This is a genomic window from Streptomyces sp. NPDC048255, assembly GCF_040652415.1.
In the GTDB taxonomy this organism is placed as follows: Bacteria; Actinomycetota; Actinomycetes; order Streptomycetales; family Streptomycetaceae; genus Streptomyces.
In genome coordinates this window covers 290503-304968 of record NZ_JBEZMA010000002.1, presented here as the reverse complement: position 1 = coordinate 304968, position 14466 = coordinate 290503, and the positions used below count along the sequence as shown (strand labels likewise).

10 protein-coding genes and 2 pseudogenes are annotated in these 14466 nt (G+C 70.7%); 8 read left to right on the top strand and 4 right to left on the bottom strand.

Features of this window, described 5'->3' with window-relative positions:
- Positions 1-4 precede the first annotated feature (4 nt).
- The 5 genes from kdpA (at position 5) to AB0D94_RS03760 (ending at position 7979) form a co-directional block, all read left to right on the top strand.
- On the top strand, positions 5-1669 hold the full coding sequence (gene kdpA, locus AB0D94_RS03780) for a potassium-transporting ATPase subunit KdpA (RefSeq protein ID WP_362044981.1): 1665 nt from the start codon (positions 5-7) through the stop codon (positions 1667-1669).
- Complete coding sequence (kdpB, locus tag AB0D94_RS03775; protein WP_362044979.1) at positions 1666-3771, top strand: potassium-transporting ATPase subunit KdpB; 2106 nt, start codon at positions 1666-1668, stop codon at positions 3769-3771. The genes kdpA and kdpB overlap by 4 nt, the downstream gene beginning before the upstream one ends.
- Before the next feature lie 21 nt (positions 3772-3792).
- Positions 3793-4509, top strand: a complete 717-nt coding sequence (locus AB0D94_RS03770) for a potassium-transporting ATPase subunit C (protein ID WP_362044977.1) — start codon at positions 3793-3795, stop codon at positions 4507-4509.
- 124 nt (positions 4510-4633) lie between these two features.
- Positions 4634-5323: a response regulator gene (locus AB0D94_RS03765; protein ID WP_362044975.1), complete on the top strand. Its 690-nt coding sequence runs from the start codon at positions 4634-4636 to the stop codon at positions 5321-5323.
- 109 nt (positions 5324-5432) lie between these two features.
- Entirely contained in the window at positions 5433-7979 is a 2547-nt protein-coding gene (locus AB0D94_RS03760) for a sensor histidine kinase KdpD (protein WP_362044973.1), read from the top strand.
- A gap of 52 nt (positions 7980-8031) precedes the next feature.
- Here AB0D94_RS03760 and AB0D94_RS03755 read toward each other — a convergent pair whose 3' ends face one another.
- Positions 8032-8556 (bottom strand): GtrA family protein, encoded by a 525-nt coding sequence (locus AB0D94_RS03755; RefSeq protein ID WP_362044971.1) that lies wholly within the window; start codon positions 8554-8556, stop codon positions 8032-8034.
- 469 nt (positions 8557-9025) lie between these two features.
- On the opposite strand from AB0D94_RS03755, the gene AB0D94_RS03750 reads away from it, so the two are divergent.
- Positions 9026-11266: an MMPL family transporter gene (locus AB0D94_RS03750; RefSeq protein WP_362044969.1), complete on the top strand. Its 2241-nt coding sequence runs from the start codon at positions 9026-9028 to the stop codon at positions 11264-11266.
- A gap of 100 nt (positions 11267-11366) precedes the next feature.
- Here AB0D94_RS03750 and AB0D94_RS03745 read toward each other — a convergent pair.
- Positions 11367-11579 (bottom strand): annotated as a pseudogene (locus tag AB0D94_RS03745) (DUF2252 family protein); the annotation flags it as partial.
- A 26-nt stretch (positions 11580-11605) separates the two neighbouring features.
- Between AB0D94_RS03745 and AB0D94_RS03740 the strand changes: the two are divergent.
- Positions 11606-11839 (top strand): annotated as a pseudogene (locus tag AB0D94_RS03740) (hypothetical protein); the annotation flags it as partial.
- A 66-nt stretch (positions 11840-11905) separates the two neighbouring features.
- Here the strand turns inward: AB0D94_RS03740 and AB0D94_RS03735 are convergent.
- Together AB0D94_RS03735 and AB0D94_RS03730 are read right to left on the bottom strand one after the other, a co-directional pair.
- Positions 11906-12526, bottom strand: coding sequence for a 2'-5' RNA ligase family protein (locus tag AB0D94_RS03735; RefSeq protein WP_362044967.1), 621 nt, complete (start codon positions 12524-12526; stop codon positions 11906-11908).
- A 78-nt stretch (positions 12527-12604) separates the two neighbouring features.
- The gene (locus AB0D94_RS03730; protein ID WP_362044965.1) at positions 12605-13411 is read right to left on the bottom strand and encodes a crotonase/enoyl-CoA hydratase family protein; all 807 of its coding nucleotides are present in this window, start codon (positions 13409-13411) and stop codon (positions 12605-12607) included.
- Between the two features lie 298 nt (positions 13412-13709).
- Between AB0D94_RS03730 and AB0D94_RS03725 the strand changes: the two genes are divergently transcribed.
- Positions 13710-14456 (top strand): hypothetical protein, encoded by a 747-nt coding sequence (locus tag AB0D94_RS03725; protein WP_362044963.1) that lies wholly within the window; start codon positions 13710-13712, stop codon positions 14454-14456.
- Positions 14457-14466: the final 10 nt, after the last annotated feature.

Here is a 14466-nt window from a genome sequence, read left to right as displayed (position 1 = left end):
CGATATGAGCCCCGTAACCGCTGGTGTGCTCCAGCTGCTCGCGCTGATCGCCGCGCTCGCGCTGGCCTACCGACCCCTCGGCGACTACATGGCCCGGGTCTACTCCTCCGAGAAGCACTACGAGCCGGAGAAGTGGATCTACAAGGCCGTCGGCGCCAACCCGTCGGCCGAGATGCGCTGGCCCGCCTACCTGCGCGCCGTCCTCGCCTTCTCCGCCGTGAGCGTCCTCTTCCTCTACCTCCTGCAGCGTGTGCAGGGGAGCCTGCCGGGCTCGCTCGGCTTCGTGTCGATCGACCCGGACCAGGCCTTCAACACCGCCGCGTCCTTCGTCGCCAACACCAACTGGCAGTCGTACGCCGGCGAGCAGGCCATGGGCCACGTCGTGCAGACCGGCGGCCTGGCGGTGCAGAACTTCGTCTCCGCGGCCGTCGGCATGGCCGTCGCGGTGGCCCTCGTACGGGGCTTCGCCCGCTCGCGCACCGGTGAACTCGGCAACTTCTGGGCCGACCTGGTCCGCGGCACCGTCCGCATCCTCCTTCCGATCTCCGTCATCGGCGCGATCGTCCTGGTCGCGTGCGGCGTCATCCAGAACTTCGCCGGAATCCACGAGGTCGGCCAGTTCATGGGCGGATCGCAGCAGTGGAACGGCGGCGCCGTCGCCTCGCAGGAAGTCATCAAGGAACTCGGGACGAACGGCGGCGGCTACTTCAACGCCAACTCCGCGCACCCCTTCGAGAACCCCAACCCGTTCTCGAACCTCTTCGAGATCTTCCTGATCCTCGTCATCCCGTTCGCGATGACCCGCACCTTCGGCAAGATGGTCGGCTCGGTCAAGCAGGGCTACGCGATCCTCGCCACGATGGGCATCATCTGGCTCGGCTTCACCGCGCTGATGATGTGGACCGAGTTCGCGCACCACGGTCCGGCGTTCGACGTCGCCGGCGGGGCGATGGAGGGCAAGGAGACCCGCTTCGGGATCGGCGGTTCGTCGATCTTCGCGGTGGCCACGACCCTGACGTCGACCGGGGCGGTGAACTCCTTCCACTCCTCCTACACCGGCTTCGGCGGCGGCATCGCGATGCTGGGCATGCAGCTGGGTGAGATCGCGCCCGGCGGTGTCGGCTCCGGCCTCTACGGCATGCTGATCATGGCGATCATCGCCGTGTTCATCGCCGGCCTGATGGTCGGCCGCACCCCCGAATACCTCGGCAAGAAGATCGGCACCCGCGAGATCAAGCTCGCGGCCTGCTACATCCTCATCACCCCCGCCCTGGTCCTGTGCTTCACCGCCGCCGCGATGGCCCTGCCCACCCCGGCCGACTCCATGACGAACGCCGGCGCGCACGGCTTCTCGGAGATCCTCTACGCCTACACCTCCGGCGCCAACAACAACGGCTCCGCCTTCGCCGGCCTGAACGCCGACACGCAGTGGTTCAACTCGACCATCGGCATCGCGATGCTGCTGGGCCGCTTCCTGCCCATGGTGTTCGTCCTGGCGCTGGCCGGCTCCCTCGCCGAGCAGAAGCCCGTCCCCGAGACGGCGGGCACGCTGCGCACCGACAAGCCGCTCTACGCGGGCCTGCTCGTCGGAACGATCCTCATCATCACCGGTCTGACCTACTTCCCGGCCCTGGCGCTGGGTCCGCTCGCCGAAGGGCTCGCATCATGAGCACCGCCACACCCACAAGGGCTCCGCACCAGGACGTGCCCACCGGCCACAAGCCGGGCGGCGGGCGCGTGGGCGGCGGCCTCTTCGACCCCAAGCAGCTGCTGAAGTCCCTCCCGGACGCGGTACGCAAGCTCGACCCGCGCGTGATGATCAAGTCGCCGGTGATGTTCGTCGTCCTGATCGGCTCCGTGGTCACGACCGTCCTCGCGTGTCTGGACCCGACCGACTGGTTCGGCTGGGCCATCACCGTCTGGCTGTGGCTGACCACGATCTTCGCCAACCTCGCCGAGGCCGTCGCCGAGGGCCGCGGCAAGGCCCAGGCCGACACCCTGCGCAAGGCCAAGACCGACTCCGTCGCCCGCCGACTGGCCAAGGACGGCACCGGTGAGGAGCAGGTGCCCGGCACGGAGCTCCGTATCGGCGACCTGGTGGTCTGCGAGGCGGGGGACGTCATCCCGGGTGACGGCGACGTCGTCGAAGGCGTGGCCTCGGTGGACGAGTCGGCGATCACGGGTGAGTCCGCGCCGGTCATCCGCGAGTCGGGCGGTGACCGCTCGGCGGTCACCGGCGGTACGAAGGTCCTCTCGGACCGGATCGTCGTCAAGATCACGACGAAGCCCGGCGAGACGTTCATCGACCGCATGATCGCCCTGGTCGAGGGCGCGGCCCGGCAGAAGACGCCGAACGAGATCGCGCTGAACATCCTGCTGGCGTCCCTCACCATCGTCTTCCTGCTGGCTGTGGTCACGCTCCAGCCGTTCGCGATCTACGCGGGCGCCGAGCAGTCGATGATCGTGCTGACGGCCCTGCTGGTCTGCCTGATCCCCACCACCATCGGCGCGCTGCTCTCCGCCATCGGCATCGCCGGCATGGACCGGCTCGTCCAGCGCAACGTCCTGGCCATGTCCGGGCGTGCCGTCGAGGCGGCCGGTGACGTGTCGACGCTGCTGCTCGACAAGACGGGCACCATCACCCTCGGCAACCGCCAGGCATCGGAGTTCGTCCCGGTCAGGGGAACGGCGGAGGCCGAGCTGGCGGACGCCGCCCAGCTGTCCTCGCTGGCCGACGAGACCCCCGAGGGCCGTTCGATCGTGGTCCTGGCGAAGGAGAAGTACGGGCTGCGCGAACGCCACCAGGGCGAGCTCGCCCACGCCGACTGGATCGCCTTCACCGCCCAGACCCGTATGTCCGGTGTCGACGTCGACGGGAGGAAGACCCGTAAGGGCGCGGCCGGTTCGGTGATCACCTGGGTCAAGGAGCAGGGCGGGCAGGTCTCCGACGACGCCGACCTCCTCGCCAACAAGATCTCCGAGGCCGGCGGCACGCCGCTGCTGGTCGCCGTCGAGGACGAGAAGGGCGCGCGCGTCCTGGGTGTCATCCACCTGAAGGACGTCGTCAAGGAAGGCATGCGCGAACGGTTCGACGAACTGCGCCGCATGGGCATCAAGACGATCATGATCACGGGTGACAACCCGCTGACGGCCAAGGCCATCGCGGAGGAGGCCGGCGTCGACGACTTCCTCGCGGAGGCCACTCCCGAGGACAAGATGGCCCTCATCAAGCGGGAGCAGGCGGGTGGCAAGCTGGTCGCGATGACCGGCGACGGCACCAACGACGCCCCCGCCCTGGCCCAGGCCGACGTGGGCGTCGCGATGAACACCGGTACCTCGGCCGCCAAGGAGGCCGGGAACATGGTGGACCTGGACTCCAACCCCACCAAGCTCATCGAGATCGTGGAGATCGGCAAGCAACTCCTCATCACCCGCGGCGCGCTCACGACGTTCTCCATCGCCAACGACGTCGCGAAGTACTTCGCGATCATCCCTGCGATGTTCGCCGTGGTCTACCCGGGCCTGGACAAGCTCAACGTCATGGGCCTGAGCTCACCCGAGTCCGCGATCCTCTCCGCCGTCATCTTCAACGCGCTGATCATCATCGCCCTGGTCCCGCTGGCCCTGAAGGGCGTCCGGTACCGGCCGACCAGCGCCGACAAGATGCTCCGCCGCAACCTCGGGCTGTACGGCGTGGGCGGCCTCATCGCCCCGTTCATCGGCATCAAGGTCATCGACATGCTCATCTCCCTCATCCCCGGGCTCGCCTGAACTAGGAACGTGCTGACTCCCATGAACAACTCTGTAGGCAACACCGCACGGTTGATCGGGGCAGGCCTCCGCGCCCTGCTGGTCCTCACGGTCATCTGCGGGATCATCTACCCGCTCGCCGTCACCGGCATCGCCCAGGCCCTGTTCCACGACAAGGCCAACGGCTCGGAGATCAAGGACAAGAGCGGCCAGGTCGTCGGCTCCTCCCTCATCGGGCAGAGCTACAACGTGCCGAAGAACGACCCGGACGACGCCGAGGAGGCGCCCCGGCCGGACCTGAAGTGGTTCCAGCCGCGCCCCTCCAACGGCCTGGGCAGCAACAGCGTCAACACCCGGTACTCCCTGCTCCTCTCCGGCGCCACCAACCGGTCCGCCGACAACGGCGCCGTCAACGGCAAGTGCACCGCAGGCGCCGAGGACGGCACCCTCTGTGCCCAGGTGATCGCCGCCAAGGAGGCGGTCGTCGCGGACAACTCCACGGCCTCCTACGCCGTCAAGCCCGAGGACGTGCCGGCCGACGCCGTCACCTCCTCCGGCTCCGGCCTCGACCCGGACATCTCCACCGCGTACGCCAAGCTCCAGGTGCACCGGGTCGCCGAGCAGAACAAGCTCGACGTCAAGCAGGTCGAGAAGCTCGTCGCGGAGCACACCACCGGCCGCACCCTCGGCTTCATGGGCGAACCGCGCGTCAACGTCCTCGAACTCAACACCGCCCTCAAGGCACTGGCCAAGAGCTGACGGTCCACATCGCACGGCGCAGGAACCGGCGGGGCGCGCAGCTCCCCCAGCTACCGCTGGGAGGGGCCCCCAGCGCCCCGCCGGCTTCGTACCGTGCCCGCAACAAGGGAAAGGCTGCACACCGATGACCCGGGTGCTGGTGGTGGAGGACGACCCTCAGCTCGTCCGCGCACTGAAGATCAATCTCCAGGCGCGCAAGTTCGAGGTCCAGGAGGCGCCCGACGGCGGCTCGGCCCTGCGGCTCGCGGCCGCCCACAAACCTGACGTCATAGTGCTGGACCTCGGGCTCCCCGACATGGACGGCATCGAAGTCATCAGGAGCGTCCGCGGCTGGAGCCGGATCCCGATCCTGGTCCTCTCCGCCCGCCACACCTCCGAGGACAAGATCCGGGCCTTGGACGCCGGCGCGGACGACTACGTGACGAAACCGTTCAGCATGGACGAGCTCCTCGCCCGCCTGCGGGCAGCCACCCGGAGACAGGAAGCCCCGGCGGCATCCCGGCCCGACGAGGTCGCGGTCGTCACGACCGACGAGTTCACCATCGACCTGATCGCGAAGAAGGTACGGCGGGGCGACCGCACCGTACGGCTGACCCCGACCGAGTGGCACCTGCTGGAAATCCTCATCACCCACCCGGGCCGACTGATCACACAGGGGCGGCTCCTGCTGGAGGTCTGGGGACCGACCTACGGGGAGAACACCAACTACCTGCGGGTCTACATGGCCCAGCTGCGCCGCAAGCTGGAACCGGACCCCTCCCACCCCCGGTACCTGATCACCGAACCGGGCATGGGCTACCGCTTCGAACCCTGATCACCCGTCAAAGGACCCTGATCACCCGTCCGAGCAGCCTGATCACCGCCCGATCGCCAGCAGATACCCCGTCGTCAGCAGAGAATCAGCAGAGAAGAAGAGTCGGAACATGGGACGCGGCAAGCTCCGCATCTACCTCGGCGCAGCGCCGGGCGTCGGCAAGACGTACGCGATGCTCTCCGAGGCGCACCGCCGGATCGAGCGGGGCACCGACTGCGTCGTCGGCTTCGTCGAGCACCACGGCCGTCCGCGCACGGAGGTGATGCTGCACGGCCTGGAGCTCATCGAGCGGCGCGAGCTGGAGTACCGGGGCTCCACCTTCACCGAGATGGACGTGGACGCGATCCTCGCGCGCCGCCCGGCCGTAGCGCTGGTGGACGAGCTCGCGCACACCAATGTCCCGGGCTCGCGCCACGCCAAGCGCTGGCAGGACGTCGAGGAACTCCTCCAGGCCGGCATCGACGTCGTGTCCACCGTCAACATCCAGCACCTGGAGTCCCTCGGCGACGTGGTCGAGACGATCACCGGGGTGCGCCAGCGCGAGACGGTCCCCGACGAGGTCGCCCGCCGGGCGGACCAGATCGAGCTCGTCGACATGTCCCCGCAGGCGTTGCGCCGTCGCATGGCCCACGGCAACGTCTACAAGCCCGACAAGGTCGACGCCGCCCTCTCGAACTACTTCAGGCCCGGCAACCTCACCGCCCTGCGCGAGCTGGCGCTGCTGTGGGTCGCCGACCGGGTCGACGAGTACCTCCAGGAGTACCGGGGCGAGCACAACATCCGCTCCACCTGGCAGGCGCGCGAGCGGATCGTCGTCGGCCTCACCGGCGGCCCGGAAGGCCGTACTCTCATCCGCCGGGCGGCCCGCCTCGCCGAGAAGGGCGCGGGCGGCGAGGTCCTGGCCGTCTACATCGCCGCCAGCGACGGGCTGACCTCCGCCTCCCCCAAGGAGCTGGCCGTCCAGCGCACCCTGGTCGAGGACCTCGGCGGCACCTTCCACCACGTCATAGGCGACAACGTCCCCGACGCGCTGCTGGAGTTCGCCCGCGGCGTCAACGCCACGCAGATCGTGCTCGGCGTCAGCCGACGCCGCTCCTGGCAGTCCGTCTTCCGGCCCGGTGTCAGCGCCACCGTCGCCCGCGAATCGGGACCCGACCTCGACGTGCACATCGTCACCCATGACGAGGCCGCCAAGGGCCGCCGGCGCCTCCCGGTCACCCGCGGCACACGTCTGGGGCGCTCCCGCCTCATCTGGGGCTGGCTGACCGGCATCGCCGGTCCCGCGCTGCTCACCGTCCTGCTGAGCGAGGTCGTCCCCGACCTGGGGCTCGCGAACGACATGCTGCTGTTCCTCGCCTGCACGGTGGCGGCGGCCATGCTCGGGGGGCTCCTGCCCGCCCTTGCCTCGGCGGCCGTCGGGTCCCTGCTCCTGAACTACTTCTACACGCCGCCGCTGTACCGGTTCACGATCTCCGACCCCAAGAACATCGTCGCCATCGCGATCTTCGTCGGAGTGGCCGTCTCGGTGGCTTCCGTGGTCGACCTGGCCGCCCGGCGCACACACCAGGCCGCCCGGCTGCGCGCCGAGTCCGAGATCCTCTCCTTCCTCGCGGGCAGCGTCCTGCGGGGCGAGGACTCCCTCGACGCCCTCCTCGAACGCCTCCGGGAGACCTTCGCCATGCAGTCGGTGGTCCTGCTGGAGCGCACCAGCGAAGTCGACTCGTGGACCACGGCGGCATCCGTGGGCACCGGCCCCGTAGGCCGCCCCGAGGACGCCGACGTCGACCTGCCCATAGGCGACAACATGGCGCTGGCCCTGACCGGGCGGGTGCTGCCGGCCGAAGACCGCCGGGTACTCGGCGCGTTCGCCGCCCAGGCGGCCGTCGTACTCGACCGCCAGCGCCTGGTCGACGAGGCAGGGAAGGCGAAGGAACTCGCCGAGGGCAACCGCATCCGCACCGCCCTGCTCGCCGCCGTCAGCCACGACCTGCGCACCCCGCTCGCCGGAATCAAGGCGTCCGTCACCTCCTTGCGCTCCGACGACGTCGAATGGTCCGAGGACGACAAGGCCGAACTCCTCGAAGGCATCGAGGACGGAGCAGACCGCCTCGCCGCCCTGATCGGCAACCTGCTGGACATGTCCCGCCTCAACACCGGCACCGTCGTCCCGCTCATCCGGGAGACGGACCTCGACGAGGTCGTCCCGATGGCGCTGGGCGGCGTACCCGAGGACAGCGTGGACCTCGACATCCCCGAGACGCTGCCGATGGTCGCCGTGGACCGGGGCCTGCTGGAACGGGCCGTCGCCAACATCGTGGAGAACGCCGTCAAGTACAGCCCCGGCGGCCGGCCCGTACACGTCTCCGCCAGCGCGCTGGGGAGCCGGGTGGAGCTCCGGGTGGTCGACGGCGGGCCCGGCGTCCCGGACGAAGCCAAGGACCGCATCTTCGAACCCTTCCAGCGCCATGGCGACGCACCGCGAGGCGCCGGCGTGGGCCTCGGCCTGGCCGTCGCCCGGGGCTTCACGGAGGCCGTCGGCGGGACCCTCACCGCCGAGGACACCCCCGGCGGCGGGCTCACCATGGTCCTCACCCTCCCCATGGCGGGCGGCACTCCACCCGTCACGGCGGAGCTCCCGACATCGGCGCTCACCTGACGGAGCCCTCCGGCCCCGTCGCCGCACCGGTCTGGGCCGCGCGGCGGAACGGTCAGGCCGCGTGGCAGAGTTCCGCGGGGCCGGCCGGGGCCGAGGCGCGGGCCACGGTCACGTGTACGGGGCGGGCGGGGCGGACGGTGCCCGTGGCCTGCGAGCGGTTCCGCGCAAAGACGACGAGGCGCAGCACCGCGAACCGTGCGGCGCCGGCGAGCGCGGAGGCGGACAGGTAGACGACCTGCTCGAGCACCGCACCGGGCGCCGCCACCAGTTGGTGGAGGACGAGCATCGCCAGGCAGGTCACCGCGTACGCGGCCGCCGCGGAGCCGGCCGACTGCGCATGCTGGCGCCAGGTCGCGCGCCCGCCCGCGCCGAAGGTGAAGCGCGCGTGCAGCTCGGTGGCGAGGAGCGTGGACACCACGGTGATCAGGGCGTTGGCCAGGACCCAGGGAATCCAGGAGGCGAGGGCCACGACGCCGAAGCTGGAGGCGAGCCCCACCCCGCCGCCGCAGAGGACGAAGCGGGCGAAGGCGGTGACGGCGCCCGGCTCCGCCTGCTCCTGACTCTGTGCTGTGTCCATGACCCGGCCCCCTTGCTGGCTCACTCGCGAACGGGTCTCTCGGCCTGTGAGGCCGAGAGACCCGCTCCCCCGTGACGCCATAATGGCACAGCACTAGCGCCATCGCGAGCCAATTACGAACCCGCATGCGTCGTCATGGCGCCGCGGCCGGAAAAGCCGAGCCGGTAGCGGCCACGGCGGCGTGGCCCAGCCCCGTACATCTCGTCGCGTGACGGCGCGACGACTGCCACCGAGGCCGTTCCGGCACCGGCCGACCCACCCTCCACCCAGGCCTGGACGCTCCGTCGGGAGACCGTGGCACCACACGGTTGCATTGGAGCCATGATGGTGCCATCGTGGTGCCACACGGTCCGAGGCGGGAAGCCTCCCGGACCTGTCTCTGCTTCGCGACCGCTTGAACCGTGCGCCGTGCGCCGTGTGCCGGGCGGTCCGCCCCTTCACCGCTGATCCGACAGGAGCCTGTTTCGTCGTGGCTACTTTCCTCTGCAAGCTGGGCCGCTTCGCCTTTCGGCGGCGGGGCTTGATCGCACTGCTGTGGGTGCTGGTCCTCGGCGGGGTGATCGCCGCCGCCGCCTCCGCTCCGGCGCCGCCGGCCGACACGTTCTCGATGCCGGGGACCGAGTCCCAGAAGGCCTTCGACCTGCTCAAGGAGAAGTTCCCGGCCGCCGGCGCCGACGGCGCGAGCGCCCGGGTCGTCATCCGTACGCCTGGCGGCCAGGACATCTCCGGCCCCGAGCGCAAGGCGGCGGTCTCAGGGCTCGTCTCCGACCTGACGAAGGCCCCGGAGGTGGTCTCGGTCACCGATCCGTATCAGGCCGGAGCCATCAGCAAGGACTCCACCACCGCTTACGCGGTCGTGAAGTACAAGGTGGCCGCCACCGAGCTGACCGACAAGGAACACGAGGCGCTCACGCAGGCGTTCGACAAGGCCCGCGACACGGGCCTGACCGTCGAAGCCGGCGGTGACGCCATCAAGATCGACGCTGCGATGGGCGGCGCCGAGGGCATCGGCATCCTCGTCTCCGCCATAGTCCTGCTGATCACGTTCGGCTCGATGATCGCCGCCGGCATGCCCCTGCTCACCGCCCTGATCGGCATCGGCGTCGGCATCAGCGGCATCACCGCGCTCGGCAGCACCCTCGGTCTGTCCGCGACCACGTCCACGCTGGCCATGATGATCGGCCTCGCCGTCGGCATCGACTACGCGCTGTTCATCATCTCCCGCTACCGCTCCGAGATCACCGAGGGCCGTGAGCCCCAGGAGGCCGCCGGCCGGGCCGTGGGCACCGCCGGTTCGGCGGTCGTCTTCGCGGGGCTCACCGTCATCATCGCGCTGGCCGGCCTCGCCGTGGTGAACATCCCCATGCTCACCAAGATGGGCACCGCCGCCGCGGGCACCGTCGCCGTCGCCGTCCTCATCGCCGTCACCCTCGTCCCCGCACTGCTCGGCTTCGCACCGGTCAAGGTGCTGCGCCGCGCCGACCGCAAGGCGGTCACCGGCAAGCCGCTCTCGGCCCGCCAGCAGCGCAAGGCCGCCAAGATGGTTGCGCGGAAGAAGCCCAACCTGGGGATGCGCTGGGCGAGTTACGTCCTGCGCCACCCGGTGGCCGTCCTGCTCGTCGGGGTGCTCGGACTGGGTGCGATGGCGCTGCCCGCCGCCAGCCTGGAGCTGGGGCTGCCCGGCGAGGGCACCATGGCCGCCGACACCACCCAGCGCAAGGCGTACGACATGCTGTCGGAGTCCTTCGGCCCCGGCTTCAACGGACCGCTGACGATCACCGTGAGCGCCGGGGACGCCTCGACCGCGGCCGGCGGCGTCGGCAAGGCCCTGGCCGAGCTGGACGGGGTCGCCTCCGTCTCGCCGGCCGTACCCAACGTGGCGAACGACACCGCGATCCTGAACCTCGTACCGAGCACCGGACCCGCCGACCACGCCACCGAGGAACAGGTACGCGCCATCCGCGACGGCGTGGGCGCCATCGAGACCGCCACGGGGGCCGACGAGATCCTGGTGACCGGCCAGACCGCGATGTTCATCGACTTCTCCCAGACCCTCGACGACGCCCTGCTGCCGTACCTCGCACTCGTGGTCGGCCTCGCCTTCCTCCTCCTGGTCCTCGTCTTCCGCTCGGTCCTCGTCCCGCTCAAGGCGGCCCTCGGCTTCCTGCTGTCGGTCAGCGCGGCCCTCGGAGCCGTGGTGGCGGTCTTCCAGTGGGGCTGGCTCGCCGACGTCTTCGGCGTCAAGGAGGCCGGCCCCGTCATGAGCACGATGCCGATCTTCATGATCGGTGTGGTGTTCGGCCTCGCGATGGACTACGAGGTGTTCCTGGTCAGCCGGATGCGGGAGGCCTACGTCCACGGGGCGCGGCCCGGCGAGGCCGTCGTCACCGGCTTCCGCTACGGCGGACGCGTCGTCAGCGCGGCCGCGATCATCATGATCAGCGTGTTCTCCGGCTTCATCACCGAACAGAACGACCTCATCAAGATGATCGGTTTCGCCCTGGCCACGGCCGTCCTCTTCGACGCCTTCGTCGTCCGCATGGCCATCGTCCCGGCCCTGTTCGCCCTGCTCGGCAAGTCGGCCTGGTGGCTGCCGAAGTGGCTGGACCGGATCCTGCCGGACGTGGACGTGGAGGGCGCGAAGCTGGACGCCCGAGCACCTGCCGTCCACCGGGGACGCGAGCCCCACCTCGTGGACTCCTCCCGATGACGACGCCACGACCCGGAGGGCCGCCCCCGCTGTGACAACAGCCGGGGCGCCCCGCCGGGTTCAGGAGGAACGGGCCGGCGGCGCGCGCCTTCCCCTCCGCTCAGATGCCGTGGGTGGCGGTGATGGCGCCGTCGGAGATGGCGGCGGTGAGCAGGGCGTGGTCCTGGAGGGTCTGGTCCGCGTAGCGGAGTGCGAAGTCGGCGACGGCGCGGTCGAAGGTGTCGCCGTTGCCCAGGTAGCCGGCGATCGCGATGCGGTCGCCGGAGCGGGCGTGGGCACGGGCCAGGGCCGTGCCGCACAGTTCGGCGTACTGGCGGAACAGGTCCGGGGTCATGGGAGCTGGTCGACATGCGCAACCAGGCCAAGGAGATCACCCGTGCCGGCATGAGCCCGGAGGAGGTCCGGATCCTGGAGGAGCGGAACATGGCCAAGTACGGCAACCCGCTCGGGCCGACAGCCGACCAGCTCTACGTCAAGTACGGCTCCTGGCAGCAGGTCATCGACGCGTCGATGCGCACCAGTTACGCCGTGGACCGCGAACTCAGCCTCGAGTACCGCCCCTGTCCGGTGTAGCCCGCAAGCGCCGGCGGGGCCCCCGCCGGCCGGACGCGGCTCTGACGACACGGACGAGACAAGTCCTCAGGGTCCCGGTGGAGTGGCGGAGTCGTCGTGCCAGTGCAGCTCGCCCGTGCCCAGGCGGATCGTGGCACGGGGTCGCATGGGCTCGTCGCCGCTGCGGGAGAGCAGCACGATGTCGTCGACCTGCGCCGACATGCTGCCCAGGCGGGCGGCGCACTCCGCGGCCAGGCGCCGCGGATGGTGGGTGCGTCCGAGCGAGAGGTGCGGCGTGAAGGACGGGAATCGGCCGCGGCACAAGGGGAAGGGCTCCGCCAGGGCCCCCTGGAGCGCCGTCCAGGGGGTCAGGCCGGCCGCGGCGGGGTCCAGCCACACGGTGGCGTAGCTGCGGTGCCGGAACGTGTGCACTCCGCTGAGGCGGATGGCGAAGGGCTCGATCTCGGCGGCAGCGGCGGCCAGCAGCGGGGCCGCGCCGGGGAAGTCGGCCTCCGGGACGAAGCCGAAGATCAGGTTGACGTGCGGAGGCCAGCGGCGGATCTGGGGGTCGTGCTCGGCACGGATGCTCTGGATGGGAGGCCACAGTCCGGGCGGAGGAAGCCATACGACGGCGGTCCGCGGCGTGGGAGCCACCCCGGGGAAGCCTGGGACACCGGCTCCGCCGCCGGTGGTCGGGGACGCGTTCACATGGCCATGATGCCTCTGGACTCCTGTCGGGCGGCCGGGCCGGGCCGCCTTGGCGCGGCGGCTTCCGCGCGAAGCGGCTCAGCCGGTGAAGGAGCCGTGGCGGCCGGCGCCACCCGCGAACCGGTCGGCGCCGGCCTGGGTCTCCCCCGCGGCGAGCGGGACGAGGCCGTGCCGGTACTCGGCGGCCAGGGCTTCCCGCTCACCCAGACCGTGCTGCTCCCGTACGGAGAGCCGGTCGTGCCGCAGGCACAGCTGCGGGAACCCGGCGATCTCGTGGGCGAGCCGCTCCGCCGCCCGGCGGGCCTCCCCGGGCGGCACGAGACGGTTGACGAGGCCGATCCCGTACGCCTCGGCGGCGGTCACGGGGCGGCCGGTGAGGATCAGGTCCATCGCGCGGCTCTCACCGATCAGGCGCGGCAGCCGCACCGTACCGCCGTCAATGAGCGGCACGCCCCAGCGGCGGCAGAACACGCCGAACGTCGCGTCCTCCTCGGCCACCCTCAGATCGCACCACAGGGCCAGTTCGAGTCCGCCGGCCACCGCGTGGCCGCTGACCGCGGCGATCACCGGTTTGGTCAGGCGCAGCCGCGTGGGGCCCATCGGCCCGTCGCCCTCGGCCAGCACCTGGTTGCCGCGTTCGGTGCCGACGGCCTTGAGGTCCGCGCCCGCGCAGAACGTACCACCCTCGCCCCACAGCACGGCGACGGAAGCCTCCTCGTCCTCCTCGAACGCACGGAAGGCATCGGCGAGTCGGGCGGCCGTCGGACCATCGACCGCATTGCGCACCCCGGGACGGCTCAGGATCACCGTAAGTACCGCGCCATCGCGCTCGGTCCGGACGGCAGCCGGGTCGGCGGGCGTCGTCCCCGATGCCTCAGAGGTCATGGCCACAGCGGAACTCCACGGGTAGGTCCAGTGCTGCTCTCGGACACGCACAAGGTGCGAACGCCCACTCTGCAGCAACGGCCCGGCCAACACGAGACCACGGCCCTCACGCGGGCCCGCCGGCGGCCGCCGGGCTCCCCGGGAGCGGCAAGGGCGGGTGCCGGTCGCCCCGTACCCGGCGGTCACCCGGACTGCGGGTGGCGGGGAGCGGAACTAGGCTGATCGGGTGAGCGGCCGCGCCGGAGGCTCGGGTGAGGCCTGGTGCCGTACGGAGGCGGCCAGAGGGAGGTGATGGCCGATGTCCGCACCTTGGGGAGCCGCGGTCCGGTGCGCCGTCGCCGGCACGGCTTGCTTGTTCATGGTCGCGGGCGTAGGCGCGGGTGCTGCCAGGGCCGATGACAACGGGATCGCCGGCAAGAGTGCCCAGGCCATCGCGGACGCCGCCCGCGAGGCGATGACCGGGGTCACGTCCATGCGCATGGTGGCCAAGGCCACCGACGGCTCGGGCACCACCGCTCTGGACCTCCGGTTCGACGAGCGGGGCAACTGCGTCGGCACCGTCACGCCTCCCGGCGACTCGGGCATGGCCGACGTCATCAAACGCGGCGACGACGTGTGGATGAGGCTCGACGACGAGCTGCTGCGGGCCCAAGTACCGGACGCCGCGGCCGACGACGCGATCGCGCTCATCAACGGCCGCTATCTGCACGGCACCACGGACAGCCTTCTGCTGCGCGACTTCGCCGAGTTCTGCGATATGGACTTCTACAAGGAGGAGTTCTCCTCGAAACCGGTGAACGAGCAGTTGGAGAAGGGCGCGCGGACCACCGTCGACGGCCGTCCGGCCATCACGGTCAGCAGCCGGCACGACGGCGAGACGGACTCCTACCAGGTCTCCACCGAGGACGAGCCGTACCTCCTGCGGGTCCAGGGCACCGACGCGTCCGGCGAGCGGTCGGAGGCCTCCTTCTCCGCCTTCGACGAGCCCGTCGTGGCCAAGCCCCCCGCCCCCGCCGACTCGGTCGACCTGTCCCAGCTCCGGTAGCACGGGCACC